The following is a 19,863-nucleotide window of genomic DNA, read 5'->3' as shown; positions in this document are numbered from 1 at the left end:
AAGGATTAGAAACCAATAAATCTTTGTGTCGAAAGATGCCGGAAAGTGTGGTAAAATAATGTCATTATGAAATTCCACTCTCTAAAATTTGCGAAGTTAGGTTATAAATTATAAATTTAAAATTTTGGTACAGCGTTTGTAAATGCCATTTCAATAGATACTACCAGTGTATATATAGTTAGAAATCCAACACTTGATGTAAGTTTTCCTGTTACTGTCATAAGATTGTAGAAATATAAGTATGGGAGGGAGTGAAACACAAATCCATGAACATCTGGTGCAACAAAGAAAACGTCGTTAGGTATTGGTAACCACATGTATGCATATTGACCATATACAATTCTTGAAACATTTTTCATGTTGTGTATTTGTGTGGTCGCATTTTCAAAGTCAAGGTTTGTAAAGTAGTGGTTCAAAGTACTATTGTTAACCCATGCATCGTTCCCACCAAATGCTCCTCCATCAGCAGGCGAGTAAATTGGTATAAGTTGCTGGCCAATCGGATCTGGGTAATCCGGTCCCCAACCCAAATCCACAAATTGGGGTGTAGATGTATTTGTTGACCATGTACTAACATCAGATTCCGTGACACCGCTTGAGGTGAATGCTATTCCAATTTGTTTGAATGAATCTATAGCTATTGTCAGTTGTGCTGATAGAGTTGGATTAGATGGGGATATATATGTTATGTCGAATGCATTTGAAGAAGCGGATAGATCTTTTCCATGCGGATAATCTCCTATGTGAGTGCCATTTGGTAAAGTCACGTAGAAAGCATTCGGAGTTCCATTAAACTCACTGGCAGCCATAGTTAGGTTCTGCACAGCTGCGATGAGATTCTGGGCAGGCATCGAAAAGCCATCCGGGTTATAATAATTATTGCCATATACTGGAGACAGTGGTCCCAACTCATTATATGCTTCAGCTGTTCCGTTAAAGTTGTTGTTATACACTCCTAATTCGGCTGAATAATTCAAAGCGTCATATAGAGCTTCCCTGAAATGGGTGTTATTGGTGTAATTATAGGCAACATTCATGGATATATAGAAACTTGCAGTTCTCTTATACGAGTGAACAAGTTTTGAATTTCTCTCTGTTGTGTTGTGGAATCCATCTATCATTTGCTTGAATGATGCTGGCCCAACAACAGATATTTGCGATATTCCCTTATCGAAATCTTCCAATCTGTCTGCATGGGATAGCCCGTAATCTATAACCACGGTTTTTATATGTGCAGGCTGTGCTATTGATGGAACACTGCTATTATGCCCATTTACCCAGTAATCGGGATTAGCCTTTAAAACTATTGTGGAGAATCCTTTTCCAACACTTGAAATTACATATGGCCCGGATCCTATTATGCCATTTGCATTAGCGTAGGAATTTTGTGTATTTGCCTGTACTCCTCCATGTGCATCAACGTAACTTGGTTCCACTATGTCTCCCCACCATCCAGCTATATCCTGAAGTAGGTATGCATATTTATGTACAGTGTTAATTGTTATATTGTCGTTGGAATTTACAACCAAGGATTGATTTTTATATTCCATTACCTTCATATCTGTTTTATTATAGTTGAAGTGAGATAATATATCCGCAAGATCATTTCCAGCTACGGTATAGTTTAATTGATTCGAAACGGTTTTTCCATTAATTGTATATTTTGCATTATGTGGTATAGTATATCCAGCGTTTTCAAGTGCCCCTATTGTTCCATTTGGAAGTGTGACACCAGTCACTGCAGACATTGTTCCATTGAATAATATTCCGGAATAATCAGCTGCATATGGACCCTGGCCCATTAATACCCTGATTTCCCGCTTTTTACCACCATTATATTTTAACTGAACCAATTGTTTCCGTTGTTTCCAGCATAGAAATATTTATTAATAATGGTGGTATTTACCATCATTACAGGAAAGGTTCAGAAGATCAGGAAGACAGTCAACGGGTCTGTTTACGTATATGAGAGAATTCCATACTATGATCCAGCGATCAGGAACACAAAATATCATTACAAATACACTGGAAAGGAAGATAAAGGCGAGGTCAGGAAGGTGCGGTCAGTACTGCCCAGAAGATCACTTGTCTATGGCCCCTTCATTCCCATCATGGATATTGTAAAACAGACAGGCATCCAGGACATGCTGAAGTCCTATCTTACTGATGGGGAAAGCCAGAAGGTTATTGCACTGGCAATATCAAAGGTTGTAAGGCCATTGCCCATGTCATCCATACCAACATGGTATGGGGGGACATATCTCTCCACTGTATATCCAGTTAATCTGGACTCGCCGAGAAACAGCGAACTCATGGAGAAGATTGGTTCCTCCGATATTTATCGCAGATTCTCACAGGATCTGATAAAGAAGCTGCATCCGGGCAATTCCCTTCTCTATGATATCACATCAATACCATCATATTCATCTGCATCAATATTCGAGTATGGGCATGCAAAGGATCATCCTGAACTTGAGCAGATAAATCTCAGCCTTGTCATGGAGAGGGACCGCCATCTTCCATTATCATTTGAGATATATCCAGGAAGCATTCCTGATGTCACAACACTGAGAGGGGTTGTGGAACAACTACAGCCAGTCATTTCAGACATTGCACTGATCCTTGACCGTGGCTTCTTCTCTATGGACAATCTCAGGCTCCTCAGGGAAGCGGAATATATCATCGCAGCATCATTCATGAGAAAGGAGGTGAAAGCAGTATATTCCAGTGCATCAAAAACAGTGGACAGGGCAGACAATGCAATAATGTATGAGGGATACCCAATATTCTGCAGGCATGTATCATTCTCTATGGAGGATCTGGAACTCCAGGGCTATTTCTACCATGATGTCAGGAGGGAGAGTGATGAACGTGCTGATCTGCACAGGAACATAATGGAACGCAGGAAAAGGATAGAGTCACTGCAGGTGAGGAGGGGAATTAAGAAGAGCATAGAATCTATTGCAGGTTCATACATGAGGTATATCACATACAGGATTGAGAATAATGCTGTTGTTACCAGTGCAAGAGACAATGCCATATCTGCTGCAGAGAACAGGATGGGAAGATTCCTGTTAGTATACAGGGGAGAATACTCAGGATCTTCCTGCCTGAGTGTATACAGGCACAGGGATGCCATAGAGAAGGCATTTCGTATACTCAAAACTGATATGGATATATTTCCACTCAGGGATCATAAGGAATCCACAATCCGTGGAACAGTATTTGTGTTCTTTCTTTCACTATTAATAAGATCAGCTCTGAGAAGGGGCATGGAATCCACTAAGCTCAATGAGAAATACTCCATGGAGAGAATGTTCCTTGAGCTTGAGAAACTGCATATGATAGAGGATCAGAACGGTGACCTTAAGGAACTGGAGAGAACAAAGAAACAGAAGGATATACTTGATCTACTGAACTCAGTATCATGGTGGTAAAAGTAGGGAGATCAGGTTAATACTCCTCTTGCAAAGGAAAACCATACTGATGAGGCATTTAACTGCTGGCCATTGCTGAAATTAGCATAGCTCCTTATATCAAACGTATAATGGGTATCATTGACATTGTAAACATGGCTAGCTAATACTGGTACTACGCTCGTTGAACTACCGTTAAATTCTACCAGAGTCTGAAATACTGCAGCGAATAATGGACCATTAGTCGAAAAAAACCCTGTTGCAGGATCAAGTTGTTCTGGAGCGGCTGTCTGAGACGTATCTGTGAATGCATGTGTCGGGTGGTACAAAACCAAAAATGCTGTACTCACCAGGATAATAGCAACCACAATTACTATTATAATCTTCAATCCTTTTTTCATTTGTTAATTTAATACATTATTATATTTAAACTTACTTATAACATATATTAACATGAATTTTTATAAAAGTTAATTATAAATAGTTGTTTAATAATTAATTCAATAATTATACTATTAGTATTAACATTAAATCATAGTATAATCTACTTTGCCTCTAACACCTTTCATTAAAAAAAGAATATAGAGCTGAGCCGATCTCACCAAAGTAAGATGCCCTATTCACCATCTCATATCAACTGATTAGAGGGATTAAACAATTATTTCCAGTGGAAATCTCTAACATATGTTAATGCATCTGTCCGTATAAAACAATTTTTTCTTATATATTTAAACTCCAGCCTAAAACTTTCCCTGGACATTAAATTATTGATGCTCACATTAAGCCCTTATCATAATGCGGAGGGTCGGATTTGAACCGGCGAACCCCTTTGGGAATAGATTTTGAGTCTATCACCTTTAGCCTGACTCGGTAACCTCCGCTTGAACTTATATTGCATCATATATTATAAATTTTATAATGAATGGTATTATGACTGTGTATGGAACTATGCATCTCCATAGATGAAAAAAACTGCAACGCCCTATACAATTCCCTGATACAGGATAATAATCAGGATATAGCTATGAAATGTGAAGACAATAAACTTATAATAAAAATAATTAATGTAAAAATAAGTTCCATCTACAATCTTGTAGATGATATTATAAGAGATTATGAAACATTCAAAAAAGTTGGTGAGTTATAAATTCACTCTTCAATGGTTAAATTAAGTTTTTCAGTCAGTTCCTTGTACCGGTTTCTGATAGTTACTTCAGTAACTCCAGCTACCTCTGCAATAGCCCTCTGGGTTCTTCTCTCGCCGGTTATAAGTGATGCTATGTATATTGCAGCGGCCGCAACTCCAGTAGGGCCTTTGCCTGATGTTAAATCGTTGTCTATAGCCATTTTCAGGATCTCTTCAGCTCTTTTTCTTGCTTCCATAGATAGCCTTAGTTTCGAGCAGAACCTGTTCACGTAGTCATCTGGTTTTGATGGAAGTATGTTCAGTTTAAGATATCTGGCCATTATTCTGTATGTTCTGCCTATTTCTTTCTTCTTGACCCTTGTGACTGATGCAATTTCATCCAGTGTCCTGGGGACATTGGTTATCCTGCATGCTGCATATATGGATCCGGCCACAACACCCTCTATGGATCTTCCCCTGATCATATTCTGTTTGACTGCCTTTCTGTATATGACAGCGGACGTCTCACGAACGTCATTGGGTATACTGAGGTTGGAAGCCATTCTTTCAAGTTCCTGTAATGCCTGTGAAAGATTTCTCTCGGCTGCATTTGATACTTTTATTCTCTTCTGCCACTTCCTGAGTCTATACAGCTGTGCCCTATTTCTTGTAGGTATAGACTTTCCATAGGAATCCTTATTTTTCCATGATATATCTGTGGACAATCCCTTATCGTGTATTGTGTAGGTCATTGGAGAACCGGTTCTGGCCCTGCTTTCACTCTGTTCCGAGTCAAAAGCCCTCCATTCCGGTCCCTCATCAATGTAACTGTCATCAATGACAAGGCCGCAGTTGGAGCATACCAACTCTCCTCTCTCATAATCTCTTACGAGTTGTGAAGAACCGCACTCTGGGCATTTATCTATTTCATAAATATTTTTTTTCTTTTCTGTTGCCATTTTTTTATCACCTTAACATTTAATATATACCTTCTGGATGTTTTCATCCTTGCTGGCTATATATGCGAGTGCGTATGGATCTGACACAGGTCCAAGTATTTTTGTGACCTTACCGATAACTGCGTCATGTTCATTAACTAGTTTGTTATGAAGTCCGATACAATCATTAATTTTCAATAATATCTCATTATTGAAAGTATGTACTACTGTGCACTCAGTTTTCATATACAGTTCTATATACAAATTGAGCATATAAATGTTTCGTAATATTATTAAAAAGATATGTTATATTATTAAAATATTCGTGTATAAACCTGTATATTACGGATTTTACTTAATCGTTATATAATTTACAAGTAAATTTTTAAACAAAATATGAACCATACAAATACTAAAACTTTAATACTTAAAGTAATATCTATTTTAATATTTAGGTGTGTCTATGGAAACAGATGAAGTGAAAAAATGTCCAGAATGTGGATCTGTTCATTTGGTTAAGGATTATGACAGAGGTGAATTGACATGTTTTGACTGTGGAATAGTTATTGAAGATTTTCTTATTGACCAGGGTCCTGAGTGGCGTTCCTTTGATTCTGAACAGGACGGTAAGAGATCTAGAACAGGGTCACCTATGAGCTATTTAAGCCATGACAAAGGATTAGCTACAGAAATCTCATGGTCCAACAAAGATTACTATGGCAAGAGGATCCCACATAAGAACAGATCACAGATTTATAGGGTAAGAAAATGGCATCAGAGGATCAGGGTAAGCAATGCTGCAGAAAGGAATTTGGCACTTGCGCTCCAGGTTTTAAATGAAGATGGGGCAAAACTCGGAATTCCAAAGGATATAAAGGAAAGTGCTGCCCTTATATACAGAAAGGCCGTAGAAAAAAACCTTATAAGGGGAAGAAGCATAGAAAGCATTGTATGTGCCGCTATTTACGCATCTTGCAGGATGATAAACATACCACGGACACTTGATGAGATTTCTAAGGTTTCCGAGGTCAATAAAAAAAAGATAGGAAAAGCTTACCGGCATCTTGCGAAGGAACTTTCCCTGAATCTGAAGCCCACAACTCCCTATTCATATATATCCCAGTTTTGCAATAAACTGGACCTGGACAAACAGGTTATTATGGACAGTGAACACATAATAAGGCTTGCTGGTGAATCTGGAATATCAACTGGAAAAGGCCCAACCGGCATTGCGGCAGCAGCCATATATATATCCGCAATGAAAAATGGGAAAGCACGCACACAGAAAGATGTGGCCAGAGTCTCTGGTGTTACCGAGGTAACCATAAGAAACAGATATAAGGAGATCAGCAAAAGGCTGGGACTAGATGACCTGGAATGACATATTTATTCTCGGGCACTTTTTAGCTTATTACATCATGGAAGTTCTCACACCAATGGATATAAAGGCTGTATGATCCACTATGTTGTTGTCAGGCCTTGTGGCGTTTTCTCTTACTATAATATTGCGTTTTATTAATTCTACTGTTTCAAGCACATAAAATTTTGAATTTTTCATAGTCAAAACGTTTTTCTCAGCCTGGTTGAAATTTGGAGAGTATGTCACGAGATACCCGCCTGGTTTTATGCATTTTCTCATATTTTCAACCGCGTTCCATGGATCAGGAATATCTAATATGGCCGCATCGTATTTTTCTTTAAAATTCTCTATTCTGACATCGGCTGCAATGGTTTCCCAATTATCCGGCGGCATAAACTTTTCTATATTGCCGCGTGCTATTCCTATTGTTTTTTCGTTTAAATCCAGGGTAACAAGTTTCCCTTCTTTCCCAATTGCCTTTAATATGGAGTAACTGAGGGAACCCGTTCCTGCCCCTGCCTCCAAAATATGGCTACCCGGAAGTATTCCAGCGGCGTAGATAATGTATGAGGAATCAAATGGCAATATGGCCTGGGTATTTCTTCCGGCTATTTCATTGAAGAATATTGAATCTGGTTTAAGTACAAGAAAATCTCTGTTTCTTATCCGGATCGAGTCTCCTGGTTCAAGAAATGTGTTCTTCGGAAGACTAATCTGTTCCTTTCCAAAATAAGCTGTAAGAGTACCCTCATCCAGAATTCCTGTAATTCCTTCAGATTTTAGGATTAACATTTATCACCACTATTTTTTGCACACATTAATAAAATTCCTGAATATTTCTGTTCCATACTCTGTATTATTCACTTCTGGATGAAATTGGACAGCAAATATGTCCTTTGTTTTATGGTAGTATGCCTGTACCTCACATGTGTCCGATGAAGCGCACAAAACATATTCGTCCTGCAAATTTTTAATTTCGTCGTTGTGGCTTTCCCACGCATTGATTGTTTTAGGCAGATTGCTAAATATAGATTCATTCCTGATAAATATCACCTTCTTCCTCCCATATTCTGGATGAACAGCCCTGGTTACCGTTGAACCGGAATTAAGGGCAATGAACTGTGCTCCTGCACATATGCCTAGTATTGGATAGTTATGTGTCTCTATGTACTGTTTAATATACCCAAGTTTTCCAATTTCAGATTCTATACTTGCTGGCCCCCCTGAAAGTACAAGTCCATCAAGATCGTCGAGTTTTTCATTTTCTACAGTATTCGGGTATATTTCAGATTCCACTTCAAGTGATCTGATAACCCGCCATTCGCGATGGGTCCACTGGCCACCGTTATCAATAACTCCTATCTTCATTTGTTGATAATACTATACATATATTTAAATTAAGAGACACGAAGCATCAATGCCCCTGCACGGCTTAGGCAGCAATTATATGTTTAAACGCCCACGTATCCATATATAATCTTTGAAAATTCTAATTTAAAAATTCTCCTTAACGTGTTGAATAACGATAATATTAAATATTGCCATTGATTTATTATATCGTGGTATGGTATGAATGGCGAACGTTATTTCTATTACCTTAAACTGATAAATAACCCGCCGGAGAATTCTGTGGTGGAATATTATACGGATTTATCGACGCAGCTGGAAAATGACTATGACCTGTCTGTAAGCCAGATTACAGAACTAGAATCTCTTATTAGCAATTATATAAAAATGAAGGCAAATCCACACGTGAAGGTTATAAATGCTTTGACCGGCATAGAAGAAGAGCCGCCTAAAACTGTGATAGACGATTTTGGCGGAAATGCTGTTTTTACCGGGAAAGAAACCAGGTATGGCATAGAATGGAGTGTCTATGAGCCCCGTGCAAGCAATAATCTATTTTTTAAAAAATGGTATTACAATGAAAAAATAGCATCCATACTTGATAAAACGCTTGAAAAAGCAATTCCACATAGAATTCCGAATTACTTTGACATACCCCCATGGATCTTCGGTAATTTTTCCTATAAGGGCATAAGGTATATACCATTAAAGGATGTTATAAACAATGCCATAGAAATGGAAATAATACCCAATAAGTACTACCTGGCTCAGAAAGGCATAAGCAGGGAACTTATAGATAACTTGGACGATAATAATATGTGGTTATAATTCTTTTAAGTTAAATTTAAATATTTTAGTATTATACTAATAACTATGGAATATAATATTACCCGGAAGGAGAGGGATTGCATTGTAGCACTCCATGAAAATTCTGGTTTTCCATTAAGATTGTTTAATATTGCTGATATCCTGAAAATCAAAGCCCCTACAGCCTATGAGCTTGTAAAGAGATTAGAATCCAAGAATATTATAGAAAAGAAAAATGGGGTGATATCTCTGACACCAAATGGAAATATGATTTACAGTGAGATAATAATGGCACACAGGACACTTGAGATAATGCTCACAAAAAGTGGTGTAAATTCAGACAGGGCATGCCAGCAAATAGAGAAAATAGATTACCTCATGGATGATGTTTCTATCCAAAAACTTTTCAAAAGCCTTGGCCAGCCTCAGACTTGCCCACACGGAAAACCTGTAATTTCTAAATAATTATTCAAAAATCTTTTTTATTCTTTGGGATAGAAGAAGTGAGCCTATGGACATTATTTTACCATTCTCCACATCGATTACTGACATAGATGCATGCCTTATGTCCATGCCGAAACTTTCTTCCTCGTTCAGTTCAAGATAATGTGCCAGTGCACATCTTATGGGAAATGAGTGGCTTACCACCAGATATGACCCCTCATAGGAATTTATAAGATCAATCATTCTATTTTGCTGAGACTCGAAAGATTCCATGCCCAGTTCATTGCGTGATTTATCTGGTATGTCAACTATCCGCTTGCCGTTGTATTCCCCAAAATCCGATTCCACCGCCCTGTTGTCTGTGGTTATTTGAAGGTTTAAGAACTGATTTATTATATTCGCTGTTTCGACAGCTCTCAAGACAGGGCTGGATACTATGCCATCAAACTTGAGGCCTTTTAACTGTTCCCCGGTAAATCTTGCCTGTTCTACTCCCTCTTCTGTAAGCCTGTACTTATTAAGTTCACTGGAAAGTATTCCATTTCTGTTTGTATAGCTTTCCCCATGCCTTATAAGTACGACATATTTCATAATTAACATATTATTAAATGGTTTATAATTTTATTGAATTTTGGTTATCCGGTTTACAATATATTTGTATAGAAAAATAACATACCTTTTCATGAATAGACTGGCACATGAAAACAGCCCATATCTAATAGAACATTCAAATAATCCTGTTGACTGGTATCCCTGGTCAGATGAGGCATTTGATCTTGCAAAGAAAGAGAATAAACCGGTTTTCCTGAGCATTGGTTATTCTAGCTGCCACTGGTGCCATGTTATGGAACAGGAAAGCTTCATGGATCCTGCTGTGGCAGAAAAGATGAACAGCACATTTGTATGTATTAAGGTAGACAGGGAAGAGCGGCCTGACATAGACAGCCTTTATATGACTTTAAGCCAGGTAATGACAGGTACGGGCGGATGGCCACTTAATGTAATACTGACACCGGATAGAAAACCTATTTTTGCATTCACCTATATACCACGGGTTTCAAGAAATAATATGATAGGCATAACTGACCTGTGCGACAATATTTCGTACCTCTGGAAAAATAAAAGAGAAGAAATGGAAAAAAACGGAGATGAGGCAATATCACGATTAAATAACGTGGAAAACAAAGCGGCAAAAACTACTTCCCTGGATTATAAAAATATTATAGAATCAACATATGAGTCCCTTAAAAAAAATTATGACAGCGAATACGGTGGATTTGGCAGTGCACCAAAATTTCCCTCATTTCAGCATATTATCTTCCTGTTAAATTACTATAAAAAATATACCTCAAAGGATGCGTTGGGAATGGCAGAATATTCGCTCCATATGATGTATATGGGTGGCATGTACGATCACGTTGGAGGGGGGTTCCACCGGTATTCTACCGACCCTTTCTTCAGAATACCTCATTTCGAAAAAATGGCATATGATCAGGCAATGGCAATAATGGCATATTCTTATGCCTATGATATCACTGGAGATACTTTCTATAAGAATGTAGTATATGAGATATACAAATTTCTGAAGGACGAAATGCTTTCAGGTGGATTTTATACGGCTGTTGATGCTGACTCTGAGAATGAGGAGGGGAAATTCTATACATGGGCATATTCAGAACTGGTAGAATCTGTAGGCAAAAAATTTGTTTCTGATTTCAATATAAATCCAGAGGGTAATTTCTACGATAACAATTCCAGGCAGTCTGGCAGGAATATACTCTACATGGATAGGAGGATTCAGGGTGATCCAACTTCCATGTACAGAAAAGAGCTTGAAACGTTGAAAAAAATCCGTGATAAGAGGACAAAGCCATTGATAGACGATAAGATACTGGCCGATGTAAACGGACTCTTGATAAAGGCCATTTCAATAGCATCCATGATTTTCAGTGATAATAATATGTTGCAAACTGCAGAAAATTCAGCAGATTTTATTATGAATTATATGTACACCAGTGCCAGGCTCATGCATTCATTCAGGAAAGGAAAGTCTTCAATTGAAGGCATATTTGATGATTATTCATTCATGGTTTCCGGCCTCCTATCCCTTTATGAGGCATCATTAAACGAAATATATCTTGATTATGCCAGGGAACTTCATAAACTCCTTATGGAAAAGTTTTATGATGAAACAAATGGTGGATTTTATAGCAACAGGGGAGACCTCCTGGTAAGGCTCAAGGAATCATATGACAATGCCATACCATCCGGTTTTTCCTTTGAAGTAGGAAATCTAGTGGTTTTCAATTATATTGATAACAAATATGCAGAAGAGCTTGAAAAATCAATCAAGGGAATAGCAAAGGACATTCAGGTGCAGCCTATTTTCTTTTCTTATACTGTCTCATACTTTTTCAATCTGCTTGAATTCTATAAAATAAGCACAGATTCAGGTGAAATACTGGATTACCTGCAACACCACTATCCCAGTGACTATTTCTTTATCAAATCCGGGAATAATGAAATCTCAGTGTGTGATACCAGTAAATGTTTTCTTATAAGAAACCTGCAAGAACTAAAAAATTTAATAGGGCATTGAGGCTATTATAAAAATAATGCTTTTCTGTCTTTAAAATTGCAGTATATTTAAATGATTATTTCCGGCAGTGTTAATGTTGGATAAATTAACCTTTAATATCATGCCGGGGTCGGGGATTGAACCCGAGGCCTTCGGATATCTCAGTTTTTCACTTATGAGTCCGACGCTCTACCAACTGAGCCACCCCGGCTTATAAAAATATCAGTTTGGAAGAGCCTCGACTGGCTCCTGTTCCATATTAGTAGGCATTTCATCACGCTTTCCAATTTCCGTCTTCCTTACCTCTATCTTTCTGATAGGATAAACATCCTTTATGGAATTTACAAGATCTCCATAGACATCGTCTCCTATTATGTAATTTGCAAATGCCCCAAGATCCATTTCTTTTGCTTTGTTAACAATGTAATCAACTACTGTGGCGCGTACCTCAGACCTTTTTGTGCCAGTAAGTTTCTGATCGGCTACCAGCACTAATTTAACCGCTATATTGTACAGGTCATTTGTTTTTACATCTGTGACTATATCCATTCTCTCTCTTCTTCTCCTGACCATTCTTCTTATGGTATCGTCACTGACTTCATGGCCAATAAATTTTGTAGTGCATCTTTTTCCCTCGCAATTATCTACCTGGAATAAAACCATTGAACTGGCCTTCTTAAAATTGCCTGTAAATGTAGATACAGGAACAGCTATAGTCCTGTTGATCATATATTTAGGGTCTGCACTTGGGCTTAACCCTATCTCCTTCTCACCGAAATATGACGGTGCAACAATTGTGTACCATGACTTCTCCTTCCATTTATCCTTTGTAGTTGATCTTCTTCTATCTGCCATTAAATCCCTCTTATTAATTGAGCTTAACTTAGTAGTGAAATACTTTATTGCTTATAAATTTATAATGTTTTCGAAATATCGAATTAATACCATCTCTCTGCCAAATAAAATCTATACTGGCTAAGGCTTTAATCTTCCTGATTTAAGGCAATTAACTGACAGGGGCAAAAATATGAAAATCATGTTCTACTGATAGCAGAAGTCATGCAGTGTGCTCCCCCATAGCCACCTGTTATTTCACTCAAATCAATTTTTATCACATCTATCCCGCTTCTCAGCATTGCATCACTTTCAGGGAACATTTTTCCTTTTCTCATTTCCATATCTTTCAGTATTTTATGGCGTGTGCCAGCATCGAAAACATCCTCTGCAAGAAGTTTGTGTATCACTTTAGAAGAATCTATAGCTATTATTTTCCCATCTGATAGTGTCAGGAAATTTGATGAATAAGAAAGTTGCTCACTTATTCCAAGATCTATGAATTCATAGCCCTCGCCCTTCATAAAATTATACAGTGTTGTGCTTGACTCCAGGGAATAATCTCCATTAGAATTTCTTGCATATATCCTTGACGTTGCAGATTTTGCCAGAACTACCGATGTAATTGCTATGCCCTTTGCCGGGATATTGAAATAGGTGTCCAGATGCATATTGACCATTATGTCATGGCCATCCATAAAATCATATAATGGATTAGAAACAATTACTATCCGTGGAAAATCAAAAACCCCGGAGTTAATGGCTTCCATTGCCCCTGTTTCATCCGTTCTGTTACCTGTGCCTATAAGGCAAAAGTCACCGGCCGGCATAAAATCACCTCCCTCAAAGAATCCCCTTATTATTTTCTTGGTTTTAATCCCGAGGATTTCCTGGAATACAAAGGATGTTATATCTGTCTCTTTTCTGCGCTGCTGCATTTTCATGTTGCCTATGAGCACACCGGAGGATATGGCCTGCTGATCCCTCATAAAATAGAGATTAGCCAGTGGAAGATTGGAATATACCCTTGGGTACTGTATTCCGGCCACATACTCTTTAAGATCTATTGAGGGCTCCATTATTAATGCCTGGAATAATGACAGAGAATCCACATATCTTATATTCTTAACCATATCATTTTTAGCAATTTCCACCGAGTCCTTTGTGCCGTAAAAACTTACCAGTGACATTATTTTCTCTTCCAGTTTTTTCCTGAACGACCTTTTGTTTTCAGCCTCATCAACAATTAAATTTTCCAGAAGATCAACATGCACACCATTTTCTTTCAGTACATTTTCCAGTGATTGATGTTCTTTACTTGCGATAGAATAGTTAAAGGGGCGCTCAAAAAGGAATGGTTTTGGAGCCAGCATTGCATAAGTTATTTCCGTGCCTGGTCTATGCATTATAACTTTGCTTAACCTCCCCCATTCTGATTTTATTTCCATATGAGCATATTGCAAAAGCTTTAAAATGTTTTTCACAGTGGATAGAAAACCCCATCATACCTGTAGAGATTTACCTCCTTTTCATGAAATGGTTTTCGGTATGTTATAATGTCAAAGGTTTTAGAATTCATAAGTTGTGTTTCTTCATCTGTACTTGATAAAACGATAAACTTTGTAACCTCCGGTTCTTTTATCACTATCCTGAAAGTTCCACGGAAAAATTCCTTAGAGCTTATGGTAATAGTGCCGCCTTTCTGGATATCCAGAAGCTCCATAGTATTTGGCCTGATGTTTTTGATCATATAATATTTCTTGTAATAAATTACTGACCCCTTGACAAGGTCAAGAATTCTGATGAGATGCGTGTATCTAAAAAGATCCTTGCTATCCTTTCTCCCTGCAAGTGATTTTGTAATTTTCATATTGCAAAAATAGTCCAGTTCCATAAGTTTGTCAATCTTGACTGCGTCCTCTTTCTTGCCAAGGTATATATCGAGCCCCTCCTTTAGTGTATCAATTCTGGAGATGAAAGAGTTAGGGTCATTCTTATTCATGTTTTTCATAAATTTTACTATTGTTTCTTTTACATCTTCGAGAATTTTTCCGTATTCAGTAGTGAACGTCCTTAACTGTATAACCGCTTCATAATAGGAACCCGTAACTTTGTTGCAAACAGGGCAGCTTTCTTTGTTTATCTTAAGATTAATTGCTATTTCTTTATTCACTTCACCGAGATTTCTGTCATCTACCGCAACCTCCATAAATATCTGGTTTTCATCTATTTTATAAGATCTTACACTGGAAATTTTGTCGGATTTATCCAGAATTATGTGAGAAACAGCATTTTTGACTATAAATTTTTCAGTGTCGTCATAATGCCATTTCTTGTTGAGTCTCACTGCACCGCATTTGGGGCATATGGTAAAATCCATGTTCTCTGATTTAAGGTGAATTTTGTCTGATAGGCAACTTTCACAGAGGCCAAACTTAAACGCCTCATTTTTCCCACATAGAATACATTTCATATTATTTAATATTACAACAGCTTATTTAACCTTCTGACATTCCCTCCTTACCTAAAGCATTGAAGGTTTTCACCTTTGCTTCGCCATCATTCCTCACGGCCTGGATGGGTCGCAAGAATCCATTACCAAGTCCTAATGCCGGTTACAGAGCTCCAGTTCCCTGTATCGCTGTCGACATACAATTAGAATATGCCATCATCTCTATTATTGTCTAACCGGAACACAGGGGAGCTCCCATCTTTTACAGAAAATTTATTGAAGAAATCCCCATCATGCCACTTTTCGAACTTATAAAACTCTAATGTTTCAATTCTGGAGAAGGTTCAAACTGCAGCGTGAGGTGATTGACTCCGTATTCTTTCAGGTAATCATCAATTTCCCTCCTCACAGGTTCCAGCTCCAGTAAACTGCTGTTATTGGCTGCATAGACATGGACGGTAGCCATCCTGTAATGCCTGCAGACATCCCAGATATGGAGGTGGTGAACCATTGGAAACCTTTGTTTAAGAGAAGACTCAATCTCAACAGTGTTTATGTCTGTGCCTTCCATGAGTAGGCGAATATTTCCCGTGATCAATCCCCAGTTCATGATAATGGATACTACAATTATCACAATGACGAACATGAAAAGAACAAATCCAGAGGGATATAATATAAGGATCAGAGAGCCGACAAGTGCAAGGGCAGTGGTAAATATATCCTGAAGGGTGTGGATGCCCATGGTCTTTGTTGTGAGATTTTCATCACCGTGGAGGAGCAGGGCAATTATTGGCAGAAGAAGCAGCGACAGTGCGGAGCTATAGACGGTGTACAGGGGCGAATGTATCCTTGAACTGTAAATCTCAGGTATAGAGATGATTGCTGTATAAAGCAGCAGTAAAATAAATGTCATAATAAGTAGCACACTGAAAATGCTCTCGAGCCTGTGAAAACCATAAGTAAACTTCCCAGTGGGCGGTAGCTGGACAATGCTGTATGAGGCCAGTGCAATTGTCATCCCCGCAGCATCCACTATTCGATCGGAGACGAGAGCCATTGATAAGGCATTCCTGCTGGAAATGAAACTTAGAAGGAATGCAAGAAAGAGGATCCAGTAAAGGGCATTTGCAATAGCTACACGTCCTCTCCTCCCGGCCGGGTTTCCCTTTTCCATATAACAACATTATAACATCAATAAAAATATTTGTTGAGAAATGAACATGGGAAAAAATGGCATTGTTTTAAAAAATTTTTATGAACTGGGTAAGTTAAGCAATGTATTTTCGCCAGAACTATATTCCAGATCCTTTATCTTTGACTCAGACAACAGAGTTATTGTTAAGAGTTACCCAACAGCAGACGGTTCAGATAAGACTGGAAAAAATCATGAATTCTGAAACAACTCCGACAATTGCAAGGGGAAGGAAGTTCCTAAAAACTCTTCCCTACTGCTGCAGAAGCACCACTTATAAATTCCCTGACATTTGCTGGACACACATAGAGAAAGTAGATGAAAATCAATTGTAGCTCATGCCCCTGTCCATATAAAACAATTTTTCTGGATATTATGAATTCCGGCAAAAAACTTTCACTGGATTTTCTATAATATTTACCAGCATTAAACCTTTATTACAATGCGATTGCCGGGATTTGGACCCGGGTTAGTGGCTTGGGAAGCCACTGTGATACCAGGCTACACCACAATCGCTTCTTTGGGTATTATTTTACAATATATAAATTTATAATATTCTTATTTGCCTTCTCCTGGCCAGATCAAGGACAGCAAAACCCATGTCAGTTGGTTCATAATTCTTGTCCATAAGCCCCATCTCATATAGCTTTTTGCATCTATCCGGGCAATCTTTCCTTATCCGTTTCAATGAAAGCAATTTTAGGCAATCTATTTCAATGTGTTTTATGTATTCTCTTTCTGTCATATCCTTGAGTATGTAATGGCCTTTATTTGTTATTTCATAATATGTGTGGTGCTTATGAACTTCATTAGTCTTCTTCAGCTTTGCCTGTGTTCTTTTGACTGAGGAACCACTATATTTTTCTATTAATCCCATGGAATAAAGCCTTTCTATATATATTTGGACATTTCCTTGAGGTATGCTGGTATAAATTTTTATATTTTTTGCGTAATCAAGTTTTGCCAGTTGAAAATGTTCTAGAACCATAAGCATTTCATGGTTCATTGCCAGCATTTTTTTTATTTCTTCACATTCCATATATCATTTCCAATGTTATTAAAATATAAAAATTTAATTTACTGCAGGATACGTGTTATCAATGGTCACTATATTGGTGTTAAAGCAAACCTTAAATTACCCGTTAGTGATTTCAAATTGGTGTTTATATGGAAAATTTAGATCCGTTTGATATTGCTCTCGAGCAGCTCAATAAGGCTGCAAAAGTTATGAAACTTGATAAGGCCAGTATAGAGCTTTTGAGCTCTCCTAAAGAGATCCTTCAGGTAAGCATACCTGTAAAGATGGATAATGGCGAAACACAGGTTTTTACAGGATTCAGGGTACATTACAATAATGCAAGAGGACCCATGAAGGGCGGAATAAGATATTATATTAAGGAAAATCTTTCGGAGGTAAAAGCCCTTTCTGCATGGATGACATGGAAAACAGCCCTTCTGGGTCTTCCTTTCGGTGGTGCAAAAGGCGGAATAATATGCGATCCGAAAAAAATGAGCAAGAGAGAACTTGAAAGATTAAGCAGGGGCTATATAGATGCAATAGCTAATTTCATAGGCCCTGAAATAGATGTTCCCGCTCCAGATGTTTACACCACACCACAGATAATGGGATGGATGATGGATGAATATGAGAAAATAGTAAGGCATTCAGCTCCTGGCGTTATTACAGGAAAACCATTGACAATTGGCGGATCCCTGGGAAGGGGCGATGCAACTGCCAAGGGAGGAATGTATGTATTAATGGAGGGTGCAAAATATAAGGGTGTCGATCTTTCCAAGGCAAAATTCGCAGTTCAGGGATTCGGAAATGCCGGTCAATTTGCAGTTAAATTTGTAAAAGAGATGTTTGGCGGAAAGGTTGTAGCAGTTTCCGATTCAAGTGGAGGAATCTACAAGGAAAGTGGAATAGATTACAATGAACTCCTTGCACACAAGGAAAAAACTGGGACAGTAGAAAATTTCCCTGGCTCAAAAAACATAACAAACGAGGAACTTCTTGAGTCGGATATTGATGTGCTTATACCTTCAGCAATAGAAGACCAGCTTACTGGCGAGAACGCATCTAAGGTAAAGGCAAAGATAGTACTTGAACTGGCAAACGGGCCATCAACCCCAGAGGCAGATGAGTATTCTATAAAAACAATGTACTGCTTCTGCCTGATTTCCTTTCAAATGCAGGAGGTGTAACAGTATCATACTTTGAATGGGTTCAGAACATAACCGGCGATTACTGGACAGAAGATACAGTTTACAATAAACTGAATCAGAAAATGACATTTGCCACCAAGGATGTCCTGGCAACTCATGAAAAATATAATACAGACCCAAGAACAGCGGCATATATAATAGCAATACAGAGAGTACTGGACGCAATGAAGGCCAGAGGACTCTTAAATTAATTTTTATTTTTGTTTTTCCAAAAAGAATATTTATAATATACCAATCCATGTCATGATTATATGACAAGAATGAACATTTCTGTAAAGAATCTTAAAGACGTAGTTGACATGCTGAGTACTGTTGTCACAGAAGCCAAATTCAAAATAAGCCAGCAGGGCATATCTGTAAATGCTGTAGATCCGGCTCACGTAGCCATGGTTTCTCTGGAAATTCCCAAAGGGTGTGCTTTCTGAATATGATATTGACAATGAGGAAGAGTTGTCCATGGATCTGGAAAAAGTAAAGGGGATTCTGAAACTTGCTTCTGGAAACGATTCCTTTATAATTACAAAGGATAAGGAAAAATTAAGATTCGAGATAGGCAACATTATCAAAAGCATTTCATTACTGGACAACAACCAGATAACTACACCCAGAGTTCCCCAGATTGTTGCAGAAGATTACATTGTGCTTAACAAAGGAGATCTTGAAAAGGGTTTAAGGGCAGCAGAGGATGTATCAGACGCCATAAGGCTTACTATGAACCCCGACAGTTTTTCGGCCAAATCAATGTCAGATGCAGATGAAAGCGAAATGATACTCCCAAAGGATATGCTTAAGGAAATTCAGTGCAAGGAGTCAATAAAATCATCATATCCGCTTGAATACCTGCTTAAGTTTATGAAATCTGTATCCCCAAACGAGGAAATAAAACTTTCATTCAAAAGTGATTATCCACTTACCATAGAATTCAATCTGGGAACAGAATCGCCAGAGAGAATAAAAGGAAGATTTCTGCTTGCACCAAGAATGGAATCATAAGGCGGGCACGAGGGGATTTGGACCCCTGATTTACAGCTTAGGAGGCTGTTGCCCTATCCATGCTAGGCCACGTGCCCATTTCATAGGTAATTAAACAAAGGCATTTAATTTTTTTTAATTATTATGTAAAAATAAATATTTACAGGAAGA

21 protein-coding genes, 4 tRNA genes and 1 pseudogene are annotated in these 19,863 nt (G+C 38.0%); 10 read left to right on the top strand and 16 right to left on the bottom strand.

What is annotated here, in order from left to right; translation table 11 throughout:
• Window positions 1–116: 116 nt before the first annotated feature.
• Complete coding sequence (locus AMDU4_RS06400; RefSeq protein ID WP_290704395.1) at window positions 117–1,853, bottom strand: ABC transporter substrate-binding protein; 1,737 nt, start codon at window positions 1,851–1,853, stop codon at window positions 117–119.
• Window positions 1,854–1,892: 39 nt separating this feature from the next.
• Here AMDU4_RS06400 and AMDU4_RS06395 point away from each other — a divergent pair, with 39 nt between their 5' ends.
• A complete protein-coding gene (locus tag AMDU4_RS06395; protein ID WP_021787163.1) occupies window positions 1,893–3,437 on the top strand; it encodes a transposase in 1,545 nt (514 codons plus the stop codon).
• An 11-nt stretch (window positions 3,438–3,448) separates the two neighbouring features.
• Here the strand turns inward: AMDU4_RS06395 and AMDU4_RS06390 are convergent, their stop codons facing one another.
• Window positions 3,449–3,817 carry an ABC transporter substrate-binding protein gene (locus tag AMDU4_RS06390; protein ID WP_021787162.1) on the bottom strand — a complete coding sequence of 123 codons (369 nt, stop codon included), beginning with the start codon at window positions 3,815–3,817 and terminating at the stop codon, window positions 3,449–3,451.
• A 395-nt stretch (window positions 3,818–4,212) separates the two neighbouring features.
• Window positions 4,213–4,297, bottom strand: a tRNA-Leu gene (locus AMDU4_RS06385).
• A 59-nt stretch (window positions 4,298–4,356) separates the two neighbouring features.
• Between AMDU4_RS06385 and AMDU4_RS06380 the strand changes: the two genes are divergently transcribed.
• A complete protein-coding gene (locus AMDU4_RS06380) occupies window positions 4,357–4,563 on the top strand; it encodes a KEOPS complex subunit Pcc1 (protein ID WP_021787161.1) in 207 nt (68 codons plus the stop codon).
• 2 nt (window positions 4,564–4,565) lie between these two features.
• Here the strand turns inward: AMDU4_RS06380 and AMDU4_RS06375 are convergent, their stop codons facing one another.
• Both AMDU4_RS06375 and AMDU4_RS06370 read right to left on the bottom strand, forming a co-directional pair.
• On the bottom strand, window positions 4,566–5,501 hold the full coding sequence (locus AMDU4_RS06375) for a transcription initiation factor IIB (protein ID WP_009887474.1): 936 nt from the start codon (window positions 5,499–5,501) through the stop codon (window positions 4,566–4,568).
• Between the two features lie 12 nt (window positions 5,502–5,513).
• On the bottom strand, window positions 5,514–5,726 hold the full coding sequence (locus tag AMDU4_RS06370; protein ID WP_290704392.1) for a hypothetical protein: 213 nt from the start codon (window positions 5,724–5,726) through the stop codon (window positions 5,514–5,516).
• Between the two features lie 217 nt (window positions 5,727–5,943).
• Between AMDU4_RS06370 and AMDU4_RS06365 the strand changes: the two genes are divergently transcribed.
• Complete coding sequence (locus tag AMDU4_RS06365; protein WP_021787159.1) at window positions 5,944–6,861, top strand: transcription initiation factor IIB; 918 nt, start codon at window positions 5,944–5,946, stop codon at window positions 6,859–6,861.
• A 30-nt stretch (window positions 6,862–6,891) separates the two neighbouring features.
• Here the strand turns inward: AMDU4_RS06365 and AMDU4_RS06360 are convergent, their stop codons facing one another.
• Both AMDU4_RS06360 and AMDU4_RS06355 read right to left on the bottom strand, forming a co-directional pair.
• Window positions 6,892–7,632, bottom strand: a complete 741-nt coding sequence (locus tag AMDU4_RS06360; RefSeq protein WP_021787158.1) for a tRNA (adenine-N1)-methyltransferase — start codon at window positions 7,630–7,632, stop codon at window positions 6,892–6,894.
• Between the two features lie 9 nt (window positions 7,633–7,641).
• Window positions 7,642–8,208, bottom strand: a complete 567-nt coding sequence (locus AMDU4_RS06355) for a GMP synthase subunit A (RefSeq protein ID WP_021787157.1) — start codon at window positions 8,206–8,208, stop codon at window positions 7,642–7,644.
• A gap of 201 nt (window positions 8,209–8,409) precedes the next feature.
• Here AMDU4_RS06355 and AMDU4_RS06350 point away from each other — a divergent pair, with 201 nt between their 5' ends.
• On the top strand, window positions 8,410–9,015 hold the full coding sequence (locus AMDU4_RS06350) for a hypothetical protein (RefSeq protein ID WP_021787156.1): 606 nt from the start codon (window positions 8,410–8,412) through the stop codon (window positions 9,013–9,015).
• A 45-nt stretch (window positions 9,016–9,060) separates the two neighbouring features.
• A complete protein-coding gene (locus AMDU4_RS06345) occupies window positions 9,061–9,459 on the top strand; it encodes a metal-dependent transcriptional regulator (protein ID WP_021787155.1) in 399 nt (132 codons plus the stop codon).
• Here the strand turns inward: AMDU4_RS06345 and AMDU4_RS06340 are convergent, their stop codons facing one another.
• On the bottom strand, window positions 9,460–10,029 hold the full coding sequence (locus AMDU4_RS06340) for a 2,3-diphosphoglycerate-dependent phosphoglycerate mutase (protein ID WP_290704389.1): 570 nt from the start codon (window positions 10,027–10,029) through the stop codon (window positions 9,460–9,462).
• Between the two features lie 91 nt (window positions 10,030–10,120).
• Here AMDU4_RS06340 and AMDU4_RS06335 point away from each other — a divergent pair, with 91 nt between their 5' ends.
• On the top strand, window positions 10,121–12,037 hold the full coding sequence (locus AMDU4_RS06335; protein WP_021787153.1) for a thioredoxin domain-containing protein: 1,917 nt from the start codon (window positions 10,121–10,123) through the stop codon (window positions 12,035–12,037).
• Between the two features lie 101 nt (window positions 12,038–12,138).
• Here the strand turns inward: AMDU4_RS06335 and AMDU4_RS06330 are convergent.
• The 5 genes from AMDU4_RS06330 to AMDU4_RS06310 form a co-directional block, all read right to left on the bottom strand.
• Window positions 12,139–12,227: transfer RNA gene (locus AMDU4_RS06330), tRNA-Met, on the bottom strand.
• Between the two features lie 11 nt (window positions 12,228–12,238).
• Entirely contained in the window at window positions 12,239–12,871 is a 633-nt protein-coding gene (locus tag AMDU4_RS06325) for a 30S ribosomal protein S3ae (RefSeq protein ID WP_021787152.1), read from the bottom strand.
• 179 nt (window positions 12,872–13,050) lie between these two features.
• Window positions 13,051–14,298: an arginine deiminase family protein gene (locus tag AMDU4_RS06320; RefSeq protein WP_290704386.1), complete on the bottom strand. Its 1,248-nt coding sequence runs from the start codon at window positions 14,296–14,298 to the stop codon at window positions 13,051–13,053.
• Window positions 14,299–14,330: 32 nt separating this feature from the next.
• Window positions 14,331–15,323 carry a 60S ribosomal export protein NMD3 gene (locus AMDU4_RS06315; RefSeq protein WP_021787150.1) on the bottom strand — a complete coding sequence of 331 codons (993 nt, stop codon included), beginning with the start codon at window positions 15,321–15,323 and terminating at the stop codon, window positions 14,331–14,333.
• A gap of 298 nt (window positions 15,324–15,621) precedes the next feature.
• On the bottom strand, window positions 15,622–16,476 hold the full coding sequence (locus tag AMDU4_RS06310) for a cation diffusion facilitator family transporter (protein ID WP_021787149.1): 855 nt from the start codon (window positions 16,474–16,476) through the stop codon (window positions 15,622–15,624).
• A 46-nt stretch (window positions 16,477–16,522) separates the two neighbouring features.
• On the opposite strand from AMDU4_RS06310, the gene AMDU4_RS06305 reads away from it, so the two are divergent.
• Window positions 16,523–16,699 carry a hypothetical protein gene (locus AMDU4_RS06305; protein WP_290704383.1) on the top strand — a complete coding sequence of 59 codons (177 nt, stop codon included), beginning with the start codon at window positions 16,523–16,525 and terminating at the stop codon, window positions 16,697–16,699.
• 238 nt (window positions 16,700–16,937) lie between these two features.
• On the opposite strand, the gene AMDU4_RS06300 is transcribed toward AMDU4_RS06305, so the two are convergent.
• Both AMDU4_RS06300 and AMDU4_RS06295 read right to left on the bottom strand, forming a co-directional pair.
• Window positions 16,938–17,010: transfer RNA gene (locus tag AMDU4_RS06300), tRNA-Gly, on the bottom strand.
• A gap of 31 nt (window positions 17,011–17,041) precedes the next feature.
• The gene (locus AMDU4_RS06295; RefSeq protein ID WP_021787147.1) at window positions 17,042–17,533 is read right to left on the bottom strand and encodes a DUF2250 domain-containing protein; all 492 of its coding nucleotides are present in this window, start codon (window positions 17,531–17,533) and stop codon (window positions 17,042–17,044) included.
• A gap of 128 nt (window positions 17,534–17,661) precedes the next feature.
• Between AMDU4_RS06295 and AMDU4_RS06290 the strand changes: the two are divergent.
• The 3 genes and pseudogenes from AMDU4_RS06290 (at window position 17,662) to AMDU4_RS06275 (ending at window position 19,713) form a co-directional block, all read left to right on the top strand.
• Window positions 17,662–18,911, top strand: a pseudogene (locus AMDU4_RS06290) (Glu/Leu/Phe/Val dehydrogenase).
• Between the two features lie 60 nt (window positions 18,912–18,971).
• Complete coding sequence (locus tag AMDU4_RS06280; protein ID WP_021787144.1) at window positions 18,972–19,145, top strand: DNA polymerase sliding clamp; 174 nt, start codon at window positions 18,972–18,974, stop codon at window positions 19,143–19,145.
• Window positions 19,135–19,713: a DNA polymerase sliding clamp gene (locus tag AMDU4_RS06275; protein ID WP_021787143.1), complete on the top strand. Its 579-nt coding sequence runs from the start codon at window positions 19,135–19,137 to the stop codon at window positions 19,711–19,713. The genes AMDU4_RS06280 and AMDU4_RS06275 overlap by 11 nt, the downstream gene beginning before the upstream one ends.
• Before the next feature lie 2 nt (window positions 19,714–19,715).
• Here the strand turns inward: AMDU4_RS06275 and AMDU4_RS06270 are convergent.
• Window positions 19,716–19,790, bottom strand: a tRNA-Arg gene (locus AMDU4_RS06270).
• Between the last annotated feature and the right edge of the window lie 73 nt (window positions 19,791–19,863).

It is taken from the genome of Ferroplasma sp. Type II (assembly GCF_000496155.1).
This window is presented reverse-complemented; position numbering and strand designations above follow the sequence as displayed.